The 25627-nt window shown below is 63.8% G+C and carries 20 protein-coding genes; 15 read left to right on the plus strand and 5 right to left on the minus strand.

The genetic code is table 11. From position 1 onward, the window contains the following. Nucleotides 1-9 precede the first annotated feature (9 nt). A complete protein-coding gene (locus IVB27_RS03095; RefSeq protein ID WP_247441307.1) occupies nt 10-903 on the minus strand; it encodes a LysR family transcriptional regulator in 894 nt (297 codons plus the stop codon). Between the two features lie 101 nt (nt 904-1004). Between IVB27_RS03095 and IVB27_RS03100 the strand changes: the two genes are divergently transcribed. Continuing rightward, the gene (locus IVB27_RS03100) at nt 1005-1874 is read left to right on the plus strand and encodes an SDR family oxidoreductase (protein ID WP_247342680.1); all 870 of its coding nucleotides are present in this window, start codon (nt 1005-1007) and stop codon (nt 1872-1874) included. Nucleotides 1875-1922: 48 nt separating this feature from the next. Here the strand turns inward: IVB27_RS03100 and IVB27_RS03105 are convergent, their stop codons facing one another. Both IVB27_RS03105 and IVB27_RS03110 read right to left on the minus strand, forming a co-directional pair. Beyond that, complete coding sequence (locus tag IVB27_RS03105) at nt 1923-3659, minus strand: bifunctional protein-serine/threonine kinase/phosphatase (protein WP_247342682.1); 1737 nt, start codon at nt 3657-3659, stop codon at nt 1923-1925. Nucleotides 3660-3719: 60 nt separating this feature from the next. After that, nucleotides 3720-4559, minus strand: a complete 840-nt coding sequence (locus tag IVB27_RS03110) for a formate/nitrite transporter family protein (protein ID WP_247441308.1) — start codon at nt 4557-4559, stop codon at nt 3720-3722. Between the two features lie 672 nt (nt 4560-5231). Here IVB27_RS03110 and IVB27_RS03115 point away from each other — a divergent pair. The 11 genes from IVB27_RS03115 to IVB27_RS03165 all read left to right on the plus strand — a co-directional run bounded on the left by IVB27_RS03115 (nt 5232) and on the right by IVB27_RS03165 (nt 18852). Then, a complete protein-coding gene (locus tag IVB27_RS03115; RefSeq protein WP_247441310.1) occupies nt 5232-6551 on the plus strand; it encodes a CmpA/NrtA family ABC transporter substrate-binding protein in 1320 nt (439 codons plus the stop codon). Between the two features lie 71 nt (nt 6552-6622). Further along, nucleotides 6623-7519 carry a nitrate ABC transporter permease gene (gene ntrB / locus IVB27_RS03120; RefSeq protein WP_247441312.1) on the plus strand — a complete coding sequence of 299 codons (897 nt, stop codon included), beginning with the start codon at nt 6623-6625 and terminating at the stop codon, nt 7517-7519. 12 nt (nt 7520-7531) lie between these two features. Next, nucleotides 7532-8326: an ABC transporter ATP-binding protein gene (locus IVB27_RS03125; RefSeq protein ID WP_247441314.1), complete on the plus strand. Its 795-nt coding sequence runs from the start codon at nt 7532-7534 to the stop codon at nt 8324-8326. 338 nt (nt 8327-8664) lie between these two features. Continuing rightward, the gene (locus IVB27_RS03130; protein WP_247441316.1) at nt 8665-10044 is read left to right on the plus strand and encodes an MFS transporter; all 1380 of its coding nucleotides are present in this window, start codon (nt 8665-8667) and stop codon (nt 10042-10044) included. Between the two features lie 119 nt (nt 10045-10163). Beyond that, nucleotides 10164-10592 (plus strand): globin family protein, encoded by a 429-nt coding sequence (locus IVB27_RS03135; protein WP_247441320.1) that lies wholly within the window; start codon nt 10164-10166, stop codon nt 10590-10592. A gap of 10 nt (nt 10593-10602) precedes the next feature. Beyond that, nucleotides 10603-11820 (plus strand): NAD(P)/FAD-dependent oxidoreductase, encoded by a 1218-nt coding sequence (locus IVB27_RS03140; RefSeq protein ID WP_247441322.1) that lies wholly within the window; start codon nt 10603-10605, stop codon nt 11818-11820. A 1-nt stretch (nt 11821) separates the two neighbouring features. Next, nucleotides 11822-14527, plus strand: a complete 2706-nt coding sequence (locus IVB27_RS03145; protein WP_247441324.1) for a nitrate reductase — start codon at nt 11822-11824, stop codon at nt 14525-14527. Between the two features lie 270 nt (nt 14528-14797). Continuing rightward, a complete protein-coding gene (locus IVB27_RS03150; RefSeq protein ID WP_247441506.1) occupies nt 14798-15700 on the plus strand; it encodes an SMP-30/gluconolactonase/LRE family protein in 903 nt (300 codons plus the stop codon). A 45-nt stretch (nt 15701-15745) separates the two neighbouring features. Continuing rightward, nucleotides 15746-16585: an aldo/keto reductase gene (locus IVB27_RS03155; RefSeq protein WP_247441326.1), complete on the plus strand. Its 840-nt coding sequence runs from the start codon at nt 15746-15748 to the stop codon at nt 16583-16585. 186 nt (nt 16586-16771) lie between these two features. After that, on the plus strand, nt 16772-17713 hold the full coding sequence (locus IVB27_RS03160) for a DMT family transporter (RefSeq protein WP_247441508.1): 942 nt from the start codon (nt 16772-16774) through the stop codon (nt 17711-17713). Between the two features lie 59 nt (nt 17714-17772). Beyond that, nucleotides 17773-18852: a zinc-binding dehydrogenase gene (locus IVB27_RS03165; RefSeq protein WP_247441328.1), complete on the plus strand. Its 1080-nt coding sequence runs from the start codon at nt 17773-17775 to the stop codon at nt 18850-18852. A 4-nt stretch (nt 18853-18856) separates the two neighbouring features. On the opposite strand, the gene IVB27_RS03170 is transcribed toward IVB27_RS03165, so the two are convergent. Beyond that, nucleotides 18857-19318, minus strand: a complete 462-nt coding sequence (locus IVB27_RS03170; RefSeq protein WP_247441329.1) for an Lrp/AsnC family transcriptional regulator — start codon at nt 19316-19318, stop codon at nt 18857-18859. Nucleotides 19319-19453: 135 nt separating this feature from the next. Here IVB27_RS03170 and IVB27_RS03175 point away from each other — a divergent pair, with 135 nt between their 5' ends. Together IVB27_RS03175 and IVB27_RS03180 are read left to right on the plus strand one after the other, a co-directional pair. Continuing rightward, nucleotides 19454-21817, plus strand: a complete 2364-nt coding sequence (locus tag IVB27_RS03175; protein WP_247441331.1) for a thiamine pyrophosphate-binding protein — start codon at nt 19454-19456, stop codon at nt 21815-21817. Between the two features lie 308 nt (nt 21818-22125). Next, nucleotides 22126-23556, plus strand: a complete 1431-nt coding sequence (locus IVB27_RS03180; protein ID WP_247441332.1) for an aldehyde dehydrogenase family protein — start codon at nt 22126-22128, stop codon at nt 23554-23556. Between the two features lie 174 nt (nt 23557-23730). Here IVB27_RS03180 and IVB27_RS03185 read toward each other — a convergent pair whose 3' ends face one another. Continuing rightward, a complete protein-coding gene (locus tag IVB27_RS03185) occupies nt 23731-24711 on the minus strand; it encodes an SMP-30/gluconolactonase/LRE family protein (RefSeq protein WP_247342726.1) in 981 nt (326 codons plus the stop codon). A gap of 90 nt (nt 24712-24801) precedes the next feature. On the opposite strand from IVB27_RS03185, the gene IVB27_RS03190 reads away from it, so the two are divergent. Next, on the plus strand, nt 24802-25626 hold the full coding sequence (locus IVB27_RS03190) for an NAD-dependent epimerase/dehydratase family protein (protein ID WP_247342729.1): 825 nt from the start codon (nt 24802-24804) through the stop codon (nt 25624-25626). Nucleotide 25627: the final 1 nt, after the last annotated feature.

The following is a 25627-nucleotide window of genomic DNA, read 5'->3' on the forward strand; positions in this document are numbered from 1 at the left end:
CCGCCCCCCTCATCTCCCGATAAAGGCCGCCAGCTCGTCAGGCGTCCCCATGGGGAAGGCTTCCTTCATAAAGTCGAGGAAGGCGGATACGCGCGCGCTTAGGAGCCGACGCGATGGATAGAGCGTCCACAACGCGATCTCTGGTCCGTCGATGTCGCCCCAATGCACCAGCGTGCCTGCAGCCAGATCGTGACTGACCAGTGACACCGGAAGGCGTGCGGCGCCGACGCCCGCCCGGACTGCATCGCGGACCATGACGAGCGATGACAGCCGAAGGACTGGATCAACCGCGATGCGCGATCTTCCGCTTGGCACCGTCACTTCCCAGGTTGTCAGCTGGTCGCCCGGTCCGCGCATGACAGCCGGCACAGCGATACCGTCCCTCGGTCGTTTCAGGTCCGGGCTCGCCACGACGACCAGCCGATCGCGCAGGAAGATTCGTCCGACAAGGCTGTCATCTGGATCGGGATTGACCCGGATCACCAGATCATACCCCTCCTCCACCATGTCGACGGAGCGATCTTCCGTCGAGACCTCAAGACGGACCTGAGGATATCTGAGCGCGAACCCGGCCGCGAGTTTCCCCATCGCAGTCTGAGAGAACAGCAAAGGCGCGCTGATCCGCATCCTGCCTCGCGGGCTGTCCCCGCCCGAAGCGATCGCTGCCGCCGTCTCGTCGAGCTCGGTGAGCAATGCCCCCGTCCGCTTGTAAAGGGCGCGTCCTTCCTGGGTGAGTTTCACGGCGCGCGCGCCGCGCTCGAACAGGCGCAGGTCGAGCGCGGCTTCCAGCTCCGCGACCCGGCGGGAGAGGGTGGCTTTCGGACGTCCGGCGGCCCGTGCGGCGCGTCCGAACCCGCCGTGCCGGGCGACGAGATTGAAATCGGCGAGTGCGAGCAGGTCCATCGTTCCACCAGTGAGACAGTCTGTTCAAATATAGCGACTGTCGGTCCGAATGTGGATCACTAATTTCCCGGGTGTCTTCTGACCCAACCGGAGTGATCCCCATGACCATCCTCGTTACCGGCGCAACCGGCACCATCGGCCGCAATGTCGTCGAACAGCTCGTCAAGCGCGGCGCTGATATCCGCGCTCTCGCTCGCGATCCTGCAAAGGCAAACCTGCCGGCAGGCGTCACGGTCGTGCAGGGCGACCTGCTCGACGTCGACTCGCTGCGCAGCGCGTTCAAGGGCGTCTCGACCCTGTTCTTGCTCAACGCAGTGCTCGCCGATGAATTCACGCAGGCGCTGATCGCGCTCAACGTGGCCCGCGAGGCCGGCGTCGAGCGCGTGGTCTACCTCTCGGTGATCCACAGCGATCGCTACGTGAATGTCCCGCACTTTGCCGGCAAGTTCGGCGTCGAGCGGATGATCGAGCAGATGGGCTTCAACGCCACCATCCTGCGCCCCGCCTACTTCATGAATAATGATCTCACGATCAAGGACGTGGTGACCGGATACGGCATCTATCCGATGCCCATCGGGAGCAGGGGGCTCGCCATGATCGATGCGCGCGACATCGGCGAGATCGCGGCCGTCGAGCTCATCCGTCGTGAGCGAGCCGCAGCGCCGCTTGCGCTCGACCGCATCAATCTGGTCGGTCCCGAAACGCTGACCGGCGCGAAAGCCGCCGCCGTCTGGTCGGAGGTGCTGGGTCGCACGATCGCCTATCCCGGTGACGATACCGCCGGCTTCGAGAAGAATCTCCGGCAGTTCATGCCGAGCTGGATGGCCTACGACATGCGGCTGATGAGCGAGCGTTTCCTCACCGAGGGAATGGTCCCAGAGGCCGGCGACGTCGAGCGGCTGACCGCGCTGTTGGGGCGTCCCCTGCGCTCCTATCGCGACCTTGTCTCCGAGATCGCGGCCTTTGCCTGACGGCACGGGCACGTCCCATCGCGACAACGTGCCTGGCTACACCCTTGATCAGCGCGCGTGCAACATCGCAAGCAGGACCACGACGACGCAGGCGAGCGCCGCCGTGGTCAATTTCCAGAACATCAGCGGGCTGCGCTCCAGCAAAGGCGTGATCCGCGTGTCGAGATAGGCCGGATTGGGCGAGCGAAGCTCGAAGACGAATTCGGACAGATCCTCGTGCCGCTTGTAGGGATCCGGATGGAGCGCACGTCTGAGCGCGCCGTCGACCCACGCAGGCACGTTGCTGTCGTCGTTGGCCGGGCGATATTTGAGCCTCCGCACGTCCGCCTTGCGCCGGATACTGGCGATTTGGGTGCCATAGGGAAGCTTTCCCGTCAGCATCTGGTAGCAGATCACGGCCAGCGAAAACATGTCGGAGCGCGACGAGCCGCCTTGCCCAAGAAAATATTCCGGCGCCGTGTACTGGACCGTTCCCAGAATTTCGTCGGCCTCGTCCTGCGGCGCGGCCTCCGCGACGCCTGCCACCCTGACTGATCCAAAGTCGATGATCTTCGCGGTCCCGGTCTTGTCGATCAGGATGTTGTCGGGCCTGAGGTCCTGATGCAGCATTTCCATGCGGTGGAAGGCGCGCAGGCCCGCGGCGATTTGCTCGACCAGTCCGCGGACGGTTTCGAGATCGGGGCGTGGATTGTCCGTCATCCATTGCCGCAAGGTCTGACCTTCGACGAATTCGGTGGCAACGTAGAGATAGCTGCGCCGTTTCGACTGCGACAACGGCTTCAGCACGTGCGGGCTGTCGATCCGGCGCGCGATCCACTCCTCCATCAGGAAGCGCTTCAAATAGGCGGCATTGTCGCGCAAATCGATCGACGGAAGCTTCAGCGCGACTGGCTCTTCGGTTACTGCGTCGACGGCAAGGTAGATGTGACTGCGGCTGCTGCCGTGGATTTCGCGGACGATCCTGTAGCCGTCGAAGATTGCCCGCGGCTCCGGCAGCGGGGGAAGCGGCAGTTGGGAGGTCTGGTTGAAGATGCCGGCTGGCTCGCGCTGCGGCACCGCATCGATGCGGAGGATCTGGACCGTGATGTTGTCGTCGCTGCCGCGCCGGTAGGCTTCCTCGACGATCGCTTTCGCCGCCTCGTCGAGCCCGGCTGCATGCTCGCTGAGCGCGCTCGTGATGAAACGCGCGTCGACGAATTCATAGGCGCCGTCGGTCGCCAGCAGGAAAGTGTCGCCAGTCTCGATTTCGAAACTCTGGTAGTCGATCTCGAGCTGCGGATTGATGCCGAGCGCGCGGCCGAGATAGGTTTGCTCCGACGACACGATGATCCGGTGATCGTCGGTCAGCTGCTCGAGCGCCTTGCCGGCGACGCGATAGACGCGACAGTCGCCGACATGGAAGATGTGAGCGGTGGTCGCCTTGATGACCATGGCGCTCAGGGTGCAGACATAGCCCTTGTCGCGGTCATAGGCATATTGGCTCTTGCGCGTCTGCGCGTGCAGCCAGGAATTGGTGGCATCCAGCACGCGGCGGGCTGAGGTCTTCACCGTCCAGGATTCCGACGTGCAGTAATAGTCCATCAGGAAGCTCTTGACCGCCGACTCGCTGGCGATCTGGCTCACCGTGCTGCTGGAGATGCCGTCGGCGAGGACGGCCGCAATGCCCTTCAGGCTGAGCATCGGCTCGTCCGGAACGAGGACGCCGTGAAAATCCTGGTTGATGGGCTTGCGACCCTTGTCGGAATGCTGGCCGACCGAGATCTGAAGTCCGCGGGTCATTGTCATCACCGGCAAAGGGGAGCCTCACCCTGGTCGGACGAGGCTCCCCTGTCGAGACGTTTTCGATCAGGCCGCAACGCGGGTCGGCGCGGCCTTGCCGGCCTGCCGCTTCGGTTTGGTCATGACGTGCGTGGTGTAGAGGGTCATGCCGGTGAAGGCGAGGCCGCCGACGAGATTGCCGAGCACGGTCGGGATCTCGTTCCAGATCAGATAGTCCATGATCGAGAACTTCGCGTGCAGCATCAGGCCCGAAGGAAACAGGAACATGTTCACGACGGAATGCTCGAACACCATGTAGAAGAACAGCATGATGGGCATCCACATCGCGATGACCTTGCCGGGGACCGAGGTCGAGATCATGGAGCCGACGACGCCGGTCGAGACCATCCAGTTGCAGAGCATGCCGCGCATGAACAGGGTTGCCATGCCGGCGGCGCCATGCGCGGCGTAGCCGAGCGTTCGGCCTTCGCCGATATTTCCGATGGCCGCGCCGACCTTGTCGGGCTCTTGCGTGAAACCGAACGTCGTGACGAAGGCCATCATGAAGGCGACGGTGAGGGCGCCGCCGAAGTTGCCGACGAAGACGAGGCCCCAGTTGCGCAGCACGCCGCCAAGCGTGACGCCGGGACGCTTGTCGATCAGGGCGAGCGGTGAGAGCACGAACACGCCGGTGAGCAGATCGAAGCCGAGCAGGTACAGCATGATGAAGCCGACCGGAAACAGCATCGCGCCGACCAGTGGCTGGCCGGTGTTGACGTTGATCGTGATGGCGAACCATGCGCCGAGCGTGAGGATGGCGCCGGCCATATAAGCGCGGATGATGGTATCCCGGGTGGACATGAATATCTTGGACTCGCCCGCATCCACCATCTTGGTGACGAATTCCGAAGGCGCGAGATACGACATCGATGGTTCCTTTTGCTTCGTAAGAGAGATCGCGCCCTCCTGCGAGAGCGATTGAACGTCATTGGCCGTGCGGGCTGCCTGCCGCGCACGAGGGCTTGGAATGGTTTCGGAAGCCTTGGGAATCGCGTCACGACGACCGAGCCGGGAAGGGCCGCGAAGCAGTTGAGCTTCCTCGTTGCGGCCGCCAGAGGCTGCAACCATGCGGCAAAGCCGCAGTCTTCGTTGACGTGATGGAAGAAGCAATTTGCATGCCGGGGCCTGAGACTTGAAAAGAATTAGCGATATCAATTAGATATCATCGCCGTGGTTTAGATTTCGACGCACTCTATGGCCTTATGCTTGAGCCGCTGCATAGTATTTGTGCGCCGCACAAGGATTGAGCAGGTCGCAAATTTCACGTGCGGACTGAGCCTGCGACAGACTGGCGCGCTGCACATAACATTATGAACTGGCGTCGCTTTTCGCTGCTTTGGGCTTGGCACGAAGCTTGAATAGTTCCCAGCCGACGCCATTGAAGCCGTCCCGCGAGACTTCTCATCCGATTTCTGACGCCACCAGGCGGGGTTTCCCTGTCGCGCGTTCGCATGGGCCTTTTTTGGGGTCACGGATGGACGGGCTGCTCGCGTGCACTGACGCAATCATTCTGCAACGACGCAAAGGACGACACCGCCAATGACCAAGCGCACCCGCCGGCCCTCGGAAACGATCGGCCTGAACCGCCGTCAATTGTTGAAGGCTTCCGGCTCGACCGCCGCACTCCTCGCCGCTGCCAAGCTGAATTTCCCCGCCGGCGCTTTCGCGCAGGACGCCGGCCCCGAGGTCAAGGGCGCCAAGCTCGGCTTCATCGCCCTCACCGACGCGACCCCGCTGTTCGTCGCGAAGGAGAAGGGCATCTTCGCCAAATACGGCATGCCCGATGTCGAGGTCCAGAAGCAGGCCTCCTGGGGCACCACGCGTGACAATCTCGTGCTCGGCTCCGAAGGCAATGGCATCGACGGCGCGCACATCTTGACCCCGATGCCGTATCTGATCTCGGCCGGCAAGGTGACGCAGAACAACCAGCCCACGCCGATGTACATTCTGGCGCGCCTGAACCTGAACGGTCAGTGCATCTCGGTCGCCAAGGAATATGCGGACCTCAAGGTCGGCATCGACACCGCGCCCTTCAAGACCGCGCTGGAGAAGAAGAAGACCTCAGGAAAGTCCGTGAAGGCCGCGATGACCTTTCCCGGCGGCACCCATGATCTCTGGATCCGCTACTGGCTCGCTGCCGGCGGGATCGATCCCGACAAGGACATCGAGACCATCGTGGTGCCGCCGCCTCAGATGGTGGCCAATATGAAGGTCGGCACCATGGACTGCTTCTGCGTCTGTGAGCCCTGGAACCTCCAGCTGATCCACCAGGAGATCGGCTACACCGCGATCACCACCGGCGAGCTATGGGACAAGCATCCCGAAAAGTCGTTCGGCATGCGCGCGGCCTGGGTCGACAAATACCCGAAGGCGGCGAAGGCGCTGCTGATGGCGGTGATGGAAGCCCAGCAATGGTCGGAGAAGGCTGAGAACCGAGAGGAAGCCGCAGTGATCTGCGCCAAGCGCCAGTGGATCAACTGCCCGGTTGAGGACATCACCGATCGCATGAAAGGCAAGTTCGACTACGGCACCGGTCGCATCGTCGACAATTCGCCGCAGCAGATGCGCTTCTGGAAGGACCAGGCCTCCTATCCGTTCCAGAGCCATGATCTCTGGTTCCTCACCGAAGACATCCGCTGGGGCAAGTACGAGGCGAATTTCGACACCAAGGCGCTCATTGCCAAGGTCAACCGCGAGGACATGTGGCGCGATGCGGCCAAGACGCTGGGCGTCGCTACTGCCGATGTCCCGGCCTCCACCTCGCGCGGCAAGGAAACCTTCTTCGACGGCAAGGTGTTCGACCCCGAAAATCCGGCCGCCTATCTGAAGTCGCTCGCGATCAAGCGCGTCGAAGTCTGATGGAGCCTGCGGCTGCCGTGAGGCGGCCGCATCGTCTTGGAAAGCCGAGATCCGGAGCCGGAGAGATAGCGATGAACATGCCTGCCACGAAGATGGACATTGAGACCGCGACCCCGACGGGTACCGCCGCGCCGGTCGTCGCGATGACACCGAAGCGGCCGCCGCGCGGCGAGACCTACGCGCGGATGGCGCGGGAGACCGCCGTGCGCGTGATCCCGCCGCTCGTCGTGGTCGCACTGCTGATGCTGGTATGGGAGCTGGTCTGCCGCCGCGCCGGCTCGGCGCTGCCGCCGCCGTCGAAAGTCTTCAAGGACACCAAGGAACTGATCCTCGATCCGTTCTTCGATCACGGCGGCATCGACAAGGGTCTGTTCTGGCATCTCTCAGCCAGTCTCCAGCGCGTCGCGCTCGGCTATTCGCTGTCCGCCATCGCGGGCATTGCGCTCGGCGTCCTGGTCGGCCAGTCGGTCTGGGCCATGCGCGGGCTCGATCCGTTGTTTCAGGTCTTGCGCACGATTCCGCCGCTGGCCTGGTTGCCGCTGTCGCTCGCGGCGTTCCGCGACGGCCAGCCCTCCGCGATCTTCGTCATCTTCATCACCTCGATCTGGCCGATCATCATCAACACCGCGGTCGGCGTCCGCAACATCCCGCAGGACTACCGCAACGTCGCCGCGGTGGTGCAGCTCAATCCGCTCGAGTTCTTCGCCAAGATCATGATCCCGGCCGCCGCGCCCTACATCTTCACGGGGCTTCGCATCGGCATCGGCTTGTCCTGGCTCGCGATCGTGGCCGCGGAAATGCTGATCGGCGGTGTCGGCATCGGCTTCTTCATCTGGGACGCGTGGAATTCCTCGCATATCAGCGAGATCATCCTGGCGCTGTTCTATGTCGGCATCATCGGCTTCGTGCTCGACCGCCTGATTGCGGGCGTCGGCAAGATCGTCACCCGCGGCACCGCGCCAAACTGAAGGGGAAAGCACATGACCGCCTATCTGAAGCTCGACCACATCGACAAGGTCTTCACCCGCGGCGCGGCCACGACCGAGGTGTTGAAGGAAATCAACCTGACGATCGAGAAGGGCGAATACGTCTCGATCATCGGCCATTCCGGTTGCGGCAAGTCGACCCTGCTCAATATCATCGCAGGATTGACCACCGCCACCACCGGCGGCGTACTGCTGGAGAACCGCGAGGTGAACTCGCCGGGTCCGGATCGCGCAGTGGTGTTCCAGAACCACAGCCTGCTGCCGTGGCTGACGGTGTACGAGAACGTCAGGCTCGGCGTCGACAAGGTCTTCGCCAAGACCAAGAAGCGCGCCGAACGCGACGCATGGGTCATGCACAATCTCAACCTCGTGCAGATGGCCCATGCCAAGGACAAGCGGCCCTCGGAAATCTCCGGCGGCATGAAGCAGCGCGTCGGCATTGCCCGCGCGCTTGCGATGGAGCCCAAGGTGCTGCTGCTCGACGAGCCGTTCGGCGCGCTCGACGCGCTGACCCGCGCGCATCTGCAGGACTCGGTGATGGCGCTGCATCAGAAGCTCGGCAACACCATCTTGATGATCACACACGACGTCGACGAGGCCGTGCTGTTGTCCGACCGCATCGTCATGATGACGAACGGGCCGAGCGCGCGCATCGGCGAGGTGCTGGAGGTGCCGCTGGCGCGTCCACGCAAGCGTCTCGAACTCGCGACCAACGCCGCTTATCTGAAGTGCCGGCAGCGCGTGCTCGAATTCCTCTATGAGCGTCATCGCTTCGTCGAAGCCGCGTAAACGCGTCACCAACAGGTGCTAACGCAACGCCTAATTTTGAATCATCAAGCTCAATACTTGTGCGCCGCACAGGGATTGAGCGAATCGCAAAATTTGCGTGCGAAATAGTCCTGCAAAAATTTGGAGCAATACGAACAAGCTCCTGAATTTCCTGCGTTTCCGGAATGCGCGCAGTTGGCACGGAAATTGAAACACCAACCGCGACGCCAACGACGCCGTCCCTCAACATCATCAATCAGCATCGCAACTCGCCACCGGGGTGAAGCCTCGGAGCGCGCCTCCGTGGCCGGAGGCAGAGCCTGCAACGACGCAGCGGAGAGCCTGGAAGGGACAATGTAATGACGAAGGATCCGAAGTGGATTTCCGAATGGCGCCCCGAAGATGAGGCGTTCTGGAATGCGACTGGCAAGACTATCGCGCGACGCAACCTGGTCTGGTCGATCGTGGCCGAGCATATCGGCTTCTCGGTCTGGCTGATCTGGAGCATCGTCACCACCAAATTGCCGCAGGCGGGCTTCCACTACACCACCGACCAGCTGTTCCAGCTCGTCGCAGTGCCCGGGCTGATCGGCGCGTTGATGCGCTTTCCCTACACCTTCGCGGTGACGACCTTCGGCGGTCGCAACTGGACCATCTTCAGTGCTGCGATCCTGTTCATTCCGACGCTCTCGCTCGCCTATTTCGTGGGCCAGCCCGATACGCCGTTCTGGCTGATGCTGCTGATTGCCTCGACCGCCGGCCTCGGCGGCGGCAATTTCGCGTCCAGCATGACCAACATCTCCTTCTTCTTTCCCGACCGGATGAAGGGATGGGCGCTGGGCCTGAATGCGGCCGGCGGCAATATCGGCGTCTCCAGCGTGCAGCTGTTGACCCCGATCCTGATGACGCTCGCCGTCATCAACCTGTTCCAGGCAACCCCCGTCGACGGTGTCTTCCTGCAAAACGCCGGCCTGATGTGGGTGCTGCCGATCGCGATCGCGGTGTTCGGCGCGGTGTTCTTCATGAACAATCTGACCACGGCCAAGTCGTCGATCAGGAACCAGCTCGCGGTGGTCAAGCGCAAGCACACCTGGATCATGGCGTATCTCTATATCGGCACGTTCGGCTCGTTCATCGGCTACTCGGCTGCGTTTCCGCTGCTGATCAAGACGCAATTTCCGCAAGTCACGATTGCGATCGCATTCCTGGGGCCGCTGGTCGGCTCGTTGTCGCGGCCGCTCGGCGGCTGGCTTGCCGACAAGATCGGTGGGTCGGTCATCACGTTCTGGAATTTCATCGTGATGGCAGGCGCCACGGTCGGCGTGCTCTACTTCGTCGGGCAGAAGGACTTTATCGGCTTCCTGTCGATGTTCCTGGTCCTGTTCGTGACGACGGGCATCGGCAACGGTTCGACCTACCGCATGATTCCCTCGATCTTCCGCGAGCAGAATCTGTTCAGGGTGCGCGGCAAGGGCGATGCGGAGCGCGCGGTCGCCTTGAAGACGGCGAGCATCGAGAGCGGTGCGGCGGTCGGCTTCATCGGCGCGGTCGGCGCCGTCGGCGGCTATCTGATCCCGACCGGCTTCGGCAAGTCGATCGCGCTGACGGGAGGACCGCAGCTCGCGCTCGCGATCTATCTCGGTTTCTACGCCTCCTGCCTCGCGCTGACCTGGTGGTTCTATCTGCGTCGCAGCCCGCAGGGTGAAGGCGTGTCAAGCCTTGCCGGGGCGCGCGTGTAACACTTGGTACGAATTTCGCTTCTCTCCGTACGCGGGGAGAAGCATTGCCCGACAGTTTGATCATGAACCTGGTTCGCAACGGCGCGCACCAAGGCAAACCCAACAGGCAGGAGAACATCATGACGCCAGAACAGATCGCCCTCGTCCAGCAGAGCTTTGCCAAGGTCGCGCCGATTTCCGCGCAGGCCGCGGTGCTGTTCTACGATCGCCTGTTCGAGGTCGCACCATCCGTGCGCGCGATGTTTCCCGAGGATATGACCGAGCAGCGCAAGAAGCTGATGGGCATGCTCGCTGCCGTCGTCGGAGGCCTGTCAAACCTGGATTCCATTCTTCCCGCGGCCTCAGCGCTGGCGAAGCGTCACGTCGCCTATGGTGCCAAGGCCGAGCACTATCCCGTAGTCGGCGCGACCTTGCTGTGGACCCTGGAGAAGGGGCTCGGCGAGGCCTGGACGCCCGAACTCGCTACCGCCTGGACTGACGCCTATGGCGTGCTGTCCGGCTACATGATTTCCGAGGCCTATGGCGCCCAGGCGCAGGCCGCCGAATAGGAGACGCCTTGTGAGTGAGCCACTCGTCATCGTCGGTAACGGTATGGCGGCCGCGCGTCTGGTCGACGAGCTCGCCAAGACCGCACTCGGCCGCTACGCGGTTGCCGTTATCGGCGATGAACCACGGCTCGCCTACAACCGCGTTCTGCTTTCCTCCGTGCTGGCGGGCGAGACCGGCTCACACGAGATCGAGCTTCGTCCCGCCGATTGGTGGCGCAATCGCGGCGTCACGGTGCGTTACGGCTATCGCGTCATCGAGATCGACACCGGCCGACGCGAGCTCAAGATCGAAGGCGAAGAGAGCATGGAATATTCCAAGCTCGTGCTTGCCATCGGCTCGACGCCGCTGCGGCTCAACGTGCCGGGCGCCGATCTCGCGGGCGTGCACACCTTCCGCGACACCCGCGACGTCGATCTGCTGCTGACGCTGGCAGCGGCGAAGAAGCGCGTCGTCGTGGTCGGCGGCGGTCTGCTCGGACTCGAAGCGGCCTACGGCCTCGCCAAGGCCGGAGCGCCTGTGACGCTGCTGCATCTGATGGACCGGCTGATGGAGCGCCAGCTCGATGCGCCCGCTGCGGACCTGCTCAAGACGCTGGTCGAGCGCAAGGGCATTCGCATCCTGCTCAATGCCTCCACGGTCCGTATCCATGGCGAGGGCCAGGTCGAAGGGGTCGAGCTTGCCGATGGCAGCCGCATCGAGGCAGATGCCGTGATCTTCGCCGCCGGCATCAGGCCCAACATTGCGCTCGCCAAGGACGCCGGCATCGCGGTCAACCGCGGCATCGTCGTCAACGACGAGATGCAGACGGCGTCGCCCGATATCTACGCGCTCGGCGAATGCGCCGAGCATCGCGGCACCTGCTACGGCCTCGTCGAGCCTGCCTATGATCAGGCGCGCGTGCTGGCGCGACATCTCGCCGGCCGGCCTGCGGCCTATCAGGGTAGCGTGGTCTCGACCAATCTGAAGGTCTCAGGCGTCAGCGTGTTCTCCGCCGGCGACTTCATGGGCGGGGAGGGCAGCGAGAGCCTCGTGCTCACCGATCGCAGGCGCGGCACCTACAAGAAGCTCGTCATCGCCGACGGCCGGCTCACCGGCGCCGTGCTGATCGGCGATACCGTCGATGCGCTCTGGTATCTCGAACTGATCCGCAACAGCGAAAAGGTGGCGGCGATCCGCACCGACATGGTGTTCGGCCGCGCGCTCGCGCGACCCTCGAAAGCAGCCTGATATGACGGCGATTGATCCCACGCTCCGCGCCACCAAGACGACCTGCCCTTATTGCGGCGTCGGCTGCGGCGTGCTGGCGACGCCAGACGGCGGGGGCGGCGCGGCGATCGCGGGCGATCCCGATCATCCCGCCAATTTCGGCCAGCTGTGCTCGAAGGGCTCGGCGCTCGGCGAGACCGTCGGGCTGGAAAGCCGGCTGCTCTATCCGATGATCCGCTGCAAGGGCCTGCTGGAACGCGTCGCCTGGAGCGATGCGCTCGACCACGTCGCCCACCGCATGCAGCACATCGTCGCCCGCGACGGCGCCGACGCGGTCGCGTTCTATCTCTCGGGCCAACTGCTGACTGAGGACTATTACGTCGCCAACAAGCTGATGAAGGGCTTTGTCGGCACCGCCAATGTCGATACCAATTCGCGGCTCTGCATGTCGTCCTCGGTCGCCGGTCACCGCCGTGCCTTCGGCGCCGACACCGTGCCCGGCTGCTATGAGGATCTCGACCAGGCCGATCTGCTCGTCTTCGTCGGCTCGAATGCCGCCTGGTGCCATCCCGTGCTGTTCCAGCGCATGGTGAAAAACCGGCAGGAGCGCGGCGCCCGCATGATCGTGATCGATCCGCGCCGCACCGATACCGCGACCGACGTCGACCTGTTCCTCGGCCTCAAGCCAGGCACCGACACGGCACTGTTCTCCGGACTGTTCGTTCATCTCGCCGATAATGGTGCGCTCGATCAGGACTACATCGCGCAAAACACGTCGGGCTTTGACGACGCACTGGCGCGCGCGCGCAGCATCGCCGGCAGCGTCACGGCGACCGCGCTTGCCACCGGTCTCACCGAGCAAGACGTGGCTGCCTTCTTCAAGATGTTCCGCGACACCGAGCGGGTCGTCACGCTCTATTCGCAGGGTGTCAACCAGTCGGCGCAGGGCACCGACAAGGTCAACGCGATCCTGAATTGCCATCTCGCCACGGGACGCATCGGCAAGCCCGGCACTTCGCCGTTCTCGCTCACCGGCCAGCCCAACGCGATGGGCGGCCGCGAGGTCGGCGGCCTCGCCAACCAGCTCGCCGCGCATATGAACTTCACGCCGCCGGATATCGACCGCGTGCGGCGGTTCTGGAAGGCGCCGCGCATCGCCACCCATGAGGGGTTGAAGGCGGTACAGCTGTTCGACGCCATCAACCGCGGCGAGGTCAAGGCGTTGTGGGTGATGGGCACCAATCCGGCGGTGTCGCTGCCCGACGCGGACTTCGTGCGCGAGGCGCTGAAGAAGCTCGAATTGTTCGTGGTTTCCGAGAACGTGCTCTCCAACGACACGGTCGATGCCGGCCCGCACGTGCTGCTGCCGGCGCTCGCCTGGGGCGAGAAGTCGGGCACCGTGACCAATTCCGAGCGCCGCATCTCGCGCCAGCGCTCGTTCCTGCCGGCCCCGGGTGAGGCGCGACCGGACTGGTGGATCCTGAGCGAGACCGCAAGGCGACTCGGCTTCGGCGACAGCTTCAACTACAAATCGGCGGCCGATATCTTCCGCGAGCACGCCGCGCTCTCGACGTTCGAGAACGACGGCAGCCGCGATTTCGACATCGGCGCGCTGACGTCGCTGTCGGACGAGGCCTTTGACGCCTTGAAGCCGGTGCAGTGGCCCGCGCGCGAAGGCGAGGCGCCCGGGGAACGCTTCTTCGCCAAGGGTGGCTTCTTCACCAATGACGGCAAGGGCCGCTTCGTCGCGCCGGAGGTGCCGGCGCTGCGTGGCGAGACCGGGCCGTCGCGGCCGCTGCGCCTCAACACCGGGCGCATTCGCGATCAGTGGCACACCATGACGCGTACGGGTCTCAGCCAGCGGCTCGGCGCGCATCTGCCGGAGCCGTTCGTCGAGATTCATCCCGATGACGCCGGCAGATACGGCATCGTCCAAGACGGCTATGCCCGCGTCACCACCGACTACGGTCAGTGCACCCTCAAGGTCGTCGTCAGCGAGCGGCAGCAGCGCGGCACGCTGTTCGCGCCGATCCACTGGAGTGCGATGAACGCCTCCCACGGTCGTGTCGGTGCGCTGGTCGCACCGTTCACCGATCCGTTCTCGGGGCAGCCGGAATCGAAGGCGACGCCGGCGGCGATCGCGCCCTATGAATACGTGTTCCGCGGCTTTGCGTTGTCGCGCAAACAGCTCGATCTACCGTCGAACCTGATGTGGACCCGCGTCAAGGTCGGCGGCGGCTTTGGCTATCTCTTCGCCGACAATGCGGATCTGTCGCGCTGGCCGGCCTGGCTCGGTGGCGTTGCCGGCGAGGATGTCGCCGACTATCGTGACTTCGGCGGCGGCGTCTATCGCGCGGCGTCGTTTGCGGGCGACCGCATCGAAACCTGCCTGTTCGTCGGCCCCGCGCATGACGCCGGGGATTGGGAGGTGGTGAAGAGCCTGTTCGTGGCCGACCACGTCACCGACGAGCAGCGCCGCATGCTGCTCTCCGGCAAGTCCAACGAAGGTGCCGCCTCGACCGGCCCTGTCGTCTGCGCCTGCTTCGGCATCGGACGCGGCACCATCTGCGACAGCATCGCTGCCGGCGCGCGCACGGCCGCCGAGATCGGCGCAAAGCTCAAGGCCGGCACCAATTGCGGCTCCTGCATCCCCGAGCTGAAGCGGCTGATTGCGACGACGGAGGTTGCGCCTGCGAAGCAGGCCAAGGTCGCGAGCGCGGCGGGGTAGGGGTCTCTCCAGACCAAGAGACGGTCTCGTGCCCCGGACGCTGCGCAGCACGAAGTGATGCGCTGCAGAGCCGGGGCCCATCGCGCGGAGGTTTGTGTGGGCCTTTCTGGGTCCCGGCTCTGCGCAGCAACGCAGGGGGCTTTGCAGCGCGTCCGGGACACGAGAGCGGTATGGCTAGGTACGCCGCCATGCCCTCCGCCCAATCGACGCGCCCTCGATTGTGCCTTATGTTGCCGCGATCTCCCATCAACAACGACAAAAATAACAATGATGTACCTGGAAACGCCGCCGCGCCTGATCGAAACCAAGCTGTTCTCCGCAATGCCCGACAGGTTCCGCCGCAAAGGCGAGCGGACGGATTGGGCCGATGCCAACCGGCCGGGTGTGCCGACGGACTCCTTCATCGAAGGACCGTCGTTCGACAAGGATGGCAATCTCTACATCGTCGACATTCCCTTCGGCCGCATCTTCCGCATCGCGCCCGATGGCGAATGGTCGGTCGCGATCGAATATGAGGGCTGGCCGAACGGATTGAAGATCGCGGCCGACGGCCGCATCATGGTTGCCGACTATAGGCACGGCATCATGGAGTTCGACGCCAAGGCCGGCCGCATCAAGCCTGTCCTGACTGCACGCAATTCGGAATCGTTTCGCGGCTGCAACGATCTGCATCTCGCCTCCAACGGCGACATCTATTTCACCGACCAGGGCCAGACCGGCCTGCATGACCCCAGCGGCCGCGTCTATCGCCTGACACAAAGCGGCCGGCTCGATTGCCTGATCGACACCGGCATCAGCCCGAATGGCCTGGTGCTCGATCCGACCGAAACGGTGCTGTTCGTCGCGATGACGCGCGACAACGCGGTGTGGCGGTTGCCGTTCATGAAGGACGGCAGCGTGTCCAAGGTCGGCCGCTTCTGCTCGCTGTTCGGCACCAGCGGCCCCGACGGCATGACCATGGATGCCAAGGGCCGCCTATTCGTCGGGCACGCTTCGCTTGGCCATGTCTTCGTGTTCGCGCCGAATGGCGAATTGATCGCGCGGATCAAATCGTGCGCGGGGCCGAATTGCACCAACGTCGCAATCGGTGGCGCAAAGAAAGATCGGCTCTATATCACGGAGTCCGGGACCGGCAGCGTGCTGGTCGCTGATATCAGCGGATTGAACTCTTGAGCATGACGGCGGTTGCCTGAGCGAAAGAGCGGTATCGGAGCAGACATGAACACAAAACCTTTCGGCAAAACCGGCGCCGCCGTCTCCGTGATCGGGCAGGGCACCTGGTATCTCGATCATGGCGATCGCAAGCGCGCGATCACGGCGCTCCAGCGCGGGCTCGATCTCGGCATGACCCACATCGACACCGCCGAGATGTATGGCGATGCCGAGCTCGTCATTGCCGATGCGATCACGGGCCGGCGCGACGAGGTGTTCCTGGTCTCAAAGGTGCTGCCAAGCAACGCCTCGCGCGGCGGAACCATCACCGCCTGTGAGCGCTCGCTGAAGCGGCTGAAGACTGATTGGCTCGATTGCTATCTCCTGCACTGGCGTGGCTCGTATCCGCTGGAGGACACCGTCGCCGCGTTCGAGGAACTGGTGAAGACCGGCAAGATCAAATCCTGGGGCGTCTCCAATTTCGACGCCGACGATCTCGACGAGATCCTCGAAATTGCCGGCGAAGGCAAGATCGCCTGCAATCAGGTGCTCTATCATCTGAAGGAACGCGCGATCGAGCACGCGGTGATCCCGTGGTGCGAACAGCATGGCGTCGCTGTGGTCGCCTATTCGCCGTTCGGCCACGACGATTTCCCAGCGAGCAACAGCAAGGGCGGCGCCGTGTTGGCGGGCATAGCGGAGGCGCGTCGCGCGACGCCGCGCCAGGTCGCGCTGAGCTTCCTCACCCGTGCAACTACGGTGTTCGCGATCCCGAAGGCGTCCTCTGCGGAACATGCCGGCGAAAATGCAGCGGCCGGTGATCTCGTGCTGACGAAAGACGAGATTGCGGCGCTCGATGCGGCGTTTCCGCGCGGTGCAAAGCCGCGCAGCCTGCCCATGCTGTAGTGCACAAAGGCCTATTATTAGTGGAGTATTGACGCGCGCGGGCGTGAGCGCATATCGGCATCCTGTTTTCGGAAGTTGTGAAAGCAGCGCAATTATCGTTTTTAAGGATCATTCCCGATTCGCAGTTCCTAGGTTCCTGCCGTGACACCGCCGCCCGCCGTAGCCGCAAGGCTCGACAGTATTCCCATGCCCATGCCGGAAAAGAAGCAGCAGGCGCGCCGCGCGCCTGCGCGCGTCGATCATCCCTTCAAGGGTATCGCGCTGGTGCTGCTGTCGACGATCTTTCTCGGTTGCTCCGATGTCACCGCGAAATATCTGTCGTCGAGCCTGCCGTCGATCGAGATCACCTGGATCCGCTTCGTGACGTTCGCGCTGATGTTCACGCCGGTGATGCTGCCGGGCTCGCCGTTCCATGCGATGCGCACCGAGCGCCTCGGCCTGCAACTGATGCGCGGCGCGGCACTGCTCGGCTCTTCGCTGTTCTTCATCACCGGCCTGAGCTTCCTGCCGATCGCGGAAGCCTCCGCCACCGGCTTCGTCTCGCCGCTGTTCGTCACCGCGCTCTCGATCATCTTCCTGAGCGAGAAGGTGGGCATGCGCCGCTGGATCGCCACCGCGATCGGCCTGACCGGCGTGATGATCATCCTGCGTCCGGGCTCCAGCGCGTTTCACGCCGCCGCGTTCTTCCCGATCGTCTCGGCGTTCTGTTGGGCCGCCGCGCTGATCCTGACGCGCATGATAAGCGGCCGCGAAGCCGTCCTCACCACGATGGCTTATTCGGCGCTGACGGGCGTTGCGATCCTCTCGCTGATGGTGCCGTTCGTCTGGGTCACGCCGAGCTGGACCGCGATCGGACTTGGCATCGTGATCGGTGTTGCGTCCACCGTCGGCCAGTGGATCATCGTGCTGGCCTATCGCTACGGCGATGCCTCGGTGCTGGCGCCGTTCTCGTATACGCAATTGCTGTGGGTCAGCATTTTGGGCTTCTTTCTGTTCGGAGAAGTGCCTGATATCTGGACCGTCACCGGCGCGGCCTTCATCGTCGCCAGCGGCCTCTACATCGCCCACCGCGAGCGCATCCGCCGCGCCCAGCTCCTGATAATGGAAGAGCGTTCCCCGAACCCCTGACGCAAGTTCGCGCGTCCGCTTTGTGCTATCAACGGCTCCAACAACAAGGGAGGAGCCGGATGCGCGCTGCGATTTTCAGGAACGGTGAAATCGTCGTCGACCGGATGGCTGAGCCGAAGCCGGGCAACGGCCAAGTGCTGGTCAAGACGCTCGCCTGCGGCATCTGCGGCTCAGACCTTCACGCACGCCAACACGCCCACCGCATGGTGGAGATGGCGCGGAAGACCGGACGCAAGCCAATGGACCTTACCCGCGACGTCGTGTTCGGCCATGAGTTCTGCTGCGAAATCGTCGATTACGGGCCCGGCACCACGCGCAAGCTCAAGTCGGGTACGCGCGTGTGCTCACTGCCGGCCCTGGTGACGCTGCAGGGCATCGAGGGCATCGGTTATTCCAACGAGAATGTTGGCGGCTATGCCGAGGCGATGCTGCTGAGCGAAGCGCTGCTGCTCGAAGTGCCCAACGGTCTGGCGCCGGAGCATGCTGCACTCACCGAACCGCTCGCGGTCGGCGTTCACGCCGTGGCCAAGGCCAATATCCAAGGCGGCGAGGTGCCGCTCGTGATCGGCTGCGGGCCGGTCGGGCTTGCGGTGATCGCCGCGCTCAGGATCAGGGGCCTGCATCCGATCGTCGCCGCCGACTATTCGCCGGCGCAACGCGCGCTCGCGGCCAAGCTCGGCGCCGACATCGTCGTCGATCCCCTGAAGTCGCAGCCCTATGCGACCTGGGCCGAGCACGCGCAGATGTCGGAAGCGGAGAAGGCGGCGCGGCCGCCGTTGCAGGCCATGCTGCCCGCGCTGAAGCCCGCGATCATCTTCGAATGCGTCGGCGTGCCCGGTCTGTTGCAGCAGGTGTTCGAGGGCGCGCCGCGCGATGCGAGGATTGTCGTGGTCGGCGTCTGCATGGAGACCGACAGGAGCGAGCCGATGCTCGGCATCATGAAGGAGCTCAACGTTCAATACGTGCTCGGCTACACGCCGGACGAATTCGCAGCGTCGTTGCGCCTGATCGCGGAAGGGCAGGTGGATGCGGCTGCGATGGTGACGGCCGAGATCGGCATCGACGGTGTTGCGAAAGCCTTCGCCGACCTCGCCAATCCTGAAGTCCACACCAAGATCATCGTGCAGCCGTCGCGGTGATGCCTTACACCGGCAGCGCGATCGAATATTTCACCTGGCTGAGCGCAAAGCTGGACTCGATCGAGGCGATGCCGTCGAGCCGGGTGAGCTTGGTTTTCAGGAAAGTCTCATAGGATGCGAGGTCGGCCGCGACCACGCGCAGCAGATAGTCGCGGTTGCCGGTCATCAGATAGCACTCCAGCACCTCGTCCCATTTCGAGATTGCGCGTGCGAAGCGGTTGAGATCCTCCTCCTTCTGCCGCGCCAGCTTGATCGAGATGAAGACGCTGACATGCAGCCCCAGCGCCTTCTGGTCGACGGTCGCGATGTAGCGCGAGATGACGCCGCGCTCCTCCAGCAGCTTGACCCGGCGATGGCAGGGCGAGACCGAGAGTCCGACCTTTTCGGCGAGTTCCTGCATGGTCAGCCGGCTGTCATTCTGGAGCAGGGCGAGGATTTTTCGATCGATGGCGTCTAGCGCGGGCATTGGGATAGAACCTGTGGTTTCCAGATAGTTTTTGGTATGGCGTTCCAATATTAGCAGGTATCGCGCGAAAAATTGAGAAATTTGGCCCAGCCCGCAGGCGTATCATCGTGGCACCTGTTTTCCGGGAGCGTTGCCATGCCCGTTGATACCGCCCGTCTCGACACATTGACCGCGCTGGCCCGCAAGGCGCTGTGGCTGTCGTCCTGGACCATCCATCACGCCAACCACGTCCGCACCAGCTCGGATGGCCTGAAGGTCGGGGGACATCAGGCCTCGTCGGCCTCGCTCGCGACCATCATGTCGGCGCTGTATTTCCATGTGTTGCGCCCTGAGGATCGCGTCGCGGTGAAACCGCATGCGAGCCCAGTGTTCCACGCCATCCAGTATCTGTTCGGCCGGCAGAGCCGCGAGAAGCTGGAAAACTTCCGCGGCTTCAAGGGCGCGCAGTCCTATCCCTCGCGCACCAAGGATGTCGACGACGTCGATTTCTCGACCGGCTCGGTCGGCCTCGGCGTCGCGCAGACGCTGTTCGCCTCGCTGGTGCAGGACTATGTCAAGGCGCACGGTTGGATGAAGGATCGCCGCGAAGGGCGGATGATCGCGCTGGTCGGCGATGCCGAGATGGACGAAGGCAACATTTTCGAGGCGCTCGCGGAAGGCTGGAAGCACGGCCTGCGCAACACCTGGTGGGTGGTCGACTACAACAGGCAGTCGCTGGACGCCGTCGTCCGCGAAGGCCTTTGGGAAAAGTTCGAGACCATGTTCCGCAATTTCGGCTGGGACGTGGTGATCGTGAAATACGGCCGCCTGATGCGCGAGGCCTTTGCCGAGCCCGGCGGCGAGGCGTTGAAGCGCTGGATCGACAATTGCCCGAACGCGCTCTACGCGGCGTTGTGCTTCCAGGGCGGCGCCGCCTTCCGCAAGCACCTGCATGACGAGATCGGCGATCAGGGACCTATCACAAAACTGATCGACAAGCGCAGCGACGACGAGCTGCTGGCGCTGATGTCGAACCTCGGTGGCCACGATATGGCGAGCATGCTGGAGGCGTTCGAATCCATCGATCACGACCGCCCGGTCTGCTTCATCGCCTACACCATCAAAGGCGTCGGCCTGCCGTTCCAGGGCCACAAGGACAACCACGCCGGCCTGATGACGGTCGCGCAGATGGAGAAATATCGCGACAGCCAGAACATCCGACCCGGACACGAATGGGACAGATACGAGGGTCTCGCGCAAGACGCCGCCGAGTTCGATGCCTTCCTCGCGCGCGTGCCGTTCAACCAGGACGGCCGCCGGCTTACCGCGCCTGCTATCGAGGTGCCCGCGCAGCTCGCCTTCAAGCCGTCGCCGCAGATGTCGACCCAGCAGGGTTTTGGGCTGGTGCTGAACGAGATCGCGCGCGGCGACAGCGAGCTTGCCAAGCGCATCGTCACGACATCGCCTGATGTCACCGTCTCGACGAATCTCGGTCCGTGGGTGAACAGGCGCGGCCTGTTTGCGCGCGGCGAGAAGGCGGACTTATTCCGCAGCGAGAAAATTCCTTCCACGTTCAATTGGGACTTTTCGCCGAAAGGCCAGCATCTCGAACTCGGCATTGCCGAGATGAACCTGTTCATCATGCTCTCGGCGCTCGGCCTGTCGCACCAGATCAACGGCGAGCGGCTCTTGCCGGTCGGCACGCTCTACGATCCCTTCATCGAACGCGGTCTCGATGCGCTGAACTATGCCTGTTACCAGGATGCGCGCTTCATGGTGGCGGCGACCCCATCAGGCATCACGCTCGCGCCCGAAGGCGGCGCGCACCAGTCGATCGCAACGCCGTTGATCGGCATGGCGCAGGATGGCCTTGCCTCGTTCGAGCCGGCCTTCGTCGACGAACTCGCCGTGATCATGGGGTGGGGATTCAACCACATGCAGCGCGATCCGGGCGAGGGCGGCTCGATCTATCTGCGGCTCTCGACGCGCAGTATCGAGCAGGCGCAACGGATCATGACGCCCGAACTGGAGCAGGGCATCACCGACGGGGCTTATTGGCTGCGCAAGCCTGGCCCGAATGCCGAACTCGTGATCGCCTATGCCGGCGCGGTCGCGCCCGAAGCGATCGAGGCGACCGGCTTCATCGGCGAGAGCCGGCGCGACATCGGCCTGCTCGCGATCACTTCCGCAGATCGTCTGCATGCGGGTTGGACCGCCGCACGGAAATTGCGCCGTGATCGGAGAGGCGTGCAGCATCTCAGCCACATCGAAAAACTGCTCGCGCCGCTGCCGCGCGACTGCGGCATCGTCACCGTGATCGACGGCCATCCGGCGACGCTCGGCTGGCTCGGTAGCGTCCGCGGCCATCGCGTCGAGGCGCTCGGCGTCGAGCAGTTCGGCCAGACCGGCACGATTGCCGACCTCTACCGCCACCATGGCATCGACGCCAATGCCATCATCGATGCGGCCGAAAGCCTCACCACCGGTGCGCCGGTGCTGCATCGGAAGATGGCGGTGTAGTGGGAATGACCGGCGCATGGGCCCCGGCTCAGCAGCGCACCGCTGAAGGGCGCTGCGCTGCGGGGCACGAGAGCCGCTTCGACGAGCTGCAGTTTCGCGTCCCGGACGCGGCGCGGCATGAAATGACGCGACGCTGAGCCGGGACCCAAGTTCTTACGTCCCAGCCACCTTGCCACCCCTCCGCCATCGGCTCATATAGCCTCCGTCCGCCGCAACGCTGGCCCCGCATATGGCGGGTTCAATTGCCGGCGCTTTCGTGCAAGGATGCCTGCCGAAACGCCCCCTCCATACCCAAGAAGAGGTTCACGATGGTCAATCGCATGCAATTCTACATCGACGGCGCCTGGGTCGATCCCGCCGTCAAGAAGTCCACCCCGGTCGTCAATCCGGCGACGGAAGAGGCGATGTACGAGATTGCGCTGGGCTCCAAGGCCGACGTCGACAAGGCCGTCGCCGCCGCCAAGCGCGCGTTCGTGACATTCTCCCAGACCAGCCGTGACGAGCGCGTCGCGCTGCTCACCAAGGTCATCGAGATCTACAAGGGGCGCCTCAAGGAGATCGGCGCTGCCGTCTCCGACGAGATGGGCGCGCCGCTGCCGATGGCCGAAAAGCTCCAGGCCGGCGCCGGCCTCGGCCATCTCATGACCACGCTCGACGTGCTCAAGAACTATCATTTCGAGGAACCGGTCGGCACCGCCATGGTGCTGCGCGAGCCGGTCGGCGTGGTCGGCATGATCACGCCCTGGAACTGGCCGCTCAACCAGATCGCCTGCAAGGTCGCGCCCGCGCTCGCCGCCGGCTGCACCATGATCCTGAAGCCGTCGGAGTTCACCCCGACCTCGGCGCTGATCTTCGCGGAAATCCTCCATGAAGCCGGCGTGCCGAAGGGCGTGTTCAACCTCGTCAACGGTCTCGGCCCCGAGGTCGGCGCCGCCATGAGCGAGCACCCCGATATCGACATGATCTCGTTCACCGGCTCGACCCGCGCCGGCATCGATGTGGCCAAGCGTGCGGCGCCGACCGTGAAGCGCGTCAGCCAGGAGCTCGGCGGCAAGTCGCCGAACGTCATCCTCGAAGGCGCCGACCTCACGAAGGCGGTGACCGGCGGCGTGATGCACATGTTCAACAACTCCGGCCAGTCCTGCAACGCGCCCTCGCGCATGATCGTGCCGCTGTCGAAGATGAAGGAAGTGGCCGCGATCGCGAAGGCTGTCGCCGACAAGACCAAGGCGGGCGATCCGCGCGCCGAGGGCACCACCATCGGTCCGGTCGTCAACCGCGGCCAGTGGGACAAGATCCAGGGGCTGATCAAGAAGGGCATCGACGAGGGCGCAACGCTCGTGTCCGGCGGCCCGGGCCTGCCTGAGGGGGTCAACAAGGGCTTCTATGTCCGCCCGACCATCTTCGCCGACGTCACCCCCGACATGACGATCGCGCGCGAAGAAATCTTCGGACCGGTGCTGACCATCATCGGCGCCAAGGACGAAGCCGAGGCCGTGCATATCGCCAACGACACGCCCTATGGCCTGGCCGGCTACGTCACGGGCGCTTCCGTCGAGGACGCCAAGCGGGTCGGCCGCCAGATCCGCGCCGGCAACGTCAACCTCCAGGGCGTGCCCAACGACCGCACCGCGCCGTTCGGCGGCTACAAGCAGTCCGGCAACGGCCGCGAATGGGGCAAGTACGGCCTCGAGGACTTCCTCGAAGTGAAGGCGGTCGCCGGCTTTAACGCGGCGTAAGTTTTATCGTTTGAAACCAACATGACGCCGGAGTGGAAAGCCGCTCCGGCGTTTTTGTTCTATCTTTCGTCATTGCGAGGAGCGAAGCGACGAAGCAATCCAGGCTGCCTCCGCGGAAAGATTCTGGATTGCTTCGCTTCGCTCGCAATGACGAAAGGCGTGACGGAGGAAAAACTATCCCCCCACCGCGCCCTGCGTATTCACGTACAACGCGTAGATCGATTGGCTCGCGGCCATGAACAGGCGGTTGCGCTTGACGCCGCCGAAGCAGAGATTGGCGCAGCGTTCGGGCAGTGCGATGCGGCCGATCATGACGCCGTCGGGCGCGAACACCACGACGCCGTCGAGCTCGGGATCGCCCATGCCCCAGCCGCACCAAAGATTGCCGTCGATGTCACAGCGCATGCCGTCCGGCGTGCCCGGACCCGCATCTATGTGGACGCGCTTGTTGGAGATCGTCGTGCCGTCTGGCGAGACGTCATAGGCGAGAATCTTGCGGTTCGGCACGCCGCGTGATTCCACGACATAAAGAATCTTCTCGTCCGGCGAGAAACACAGGCCATTCGGCCCCAGCACGCCTTCGGCAACGATGGTCGCCTTGCCGGTTGAGGGATCGAACCTGTAGACGTTCGGCTCTATCTCGGGCTCGGCCTTGTATCCTTCGTAATTGCCGAGCAGGCCGAAAGTGGGATCGGTGAACCAGACCGCGCCGTCGGACTTCACGACGACGTCGTTCGGCGAGTTGAGCTTCTTGCCGCCGAACGAGTCCATCAGCACGGTGATGCTGCCGTCATATTCGGTGCGGGTGACGCGTCGGCCGCCATGCTCGCAGGTGACGAGCCGGCCCTGGCGGTCCCTGGTGTTGCCGTTGGCGAAATTCGAAGGTTTCCGGAACACCGAGACCGCACCGGTCTCCTCTTCCCATTTGACGATGCGCTGGTTCGGAATGTCGCTGCACAGGAGATAGCGCCCGTCGCCGACCCAGACCGGTCCCTCGGCCCAGCGCAGGCCGGTCGTCAGCCGCTCCACCGCCGAGAGTTTCAGCCAGTATTTTTCGAAGCGGGGATCGAGTGCACTGATCGCCGGATCGGGGTAATACGTCGCCGGCCGCCAGCCTTGAGGCCGTTCCTGGTTCTGGGACGATGCATCGTTCATGTGCAATTCTCGTTGTTGCGTTCCCTCTGTCCAAGTCTGCTAGCATCAGATATCTACGGCCGCAAATCGGCTGCACATACGAGGAAAGACATGCCGCGCATTTTGATGACGGGAGCTTCGGGCGGGATTGGAACGCGTTTGCGAAAACTGCTGCCGCCGATCTATCCGGACCTGCTGCTCAGCGACATCCGCCCGCCGGCCGATCTCGGCCCGAACGAGCAATTCAAGGCGGCGGATCTGTCCGACCTTGCGCAGTGCGAAGCGATCTGCGAGGGCGTCGACGGAATCATCCACTTCGGCGGCTATTCGGTTGAAGGTCCCTGGAATGACATCCTCCAGGCCAACATCATCGGCGGCTACAATCTTTTCGAGGCGGCGTATCGCAAGGGCGTCAAGCGCGTGGTGTTCGCCTCCTCGAACCATGCCGTCGGATTCTATCCGCGCCACCACAAGATCGGCACCGACGTTACCCCGCGCCCCGACGGCCGCTATGGCGTCAGCAAGGTGTTCGGCGAAGCGGTCGGCGCCCTCTACGCCGACAAGCATGGCCTGAAGGTGACCTGCCTTCGCATTGGCAATTTCGGCGACGTGCCGCTGGACCTTCGCCGGATCTCGATCTGGCTTAAGCCGGAAGATCTGGTGCAGCTCTGCCAGATCGGGCTCGAGCATCCCGACATTCATTTCGAGGTTTTCTACGGCGTGTCCCTGAACGAGCGCGCCTGGTGGGACAACCACCGCGCCTACGAGTTCGGCTACCGCCCCACGGGGCGCTCCGAGGACCACGTGGCGCATGCGATGGCCGAGCAGGCCAAGATGAAGCCCGATCCGATCGGCGATCACTATCAGGGCGGCGCGTTCTGCAGCAACGAGTTCGACGGCGACACAAGCCGGATCATCGATTGGAATAAGCGATAGG

It is taken from the genome of Bradyrhizobium sp. 197 (genome assembly GCF_023073375.1).
In the GTDB taxonomy this organism is placed as follows: Bacteria; Pseudomonadota; Alphaproteobacteria; order Rhizobiales; family Xanthobacteraceae; genus Bradyrhizobium.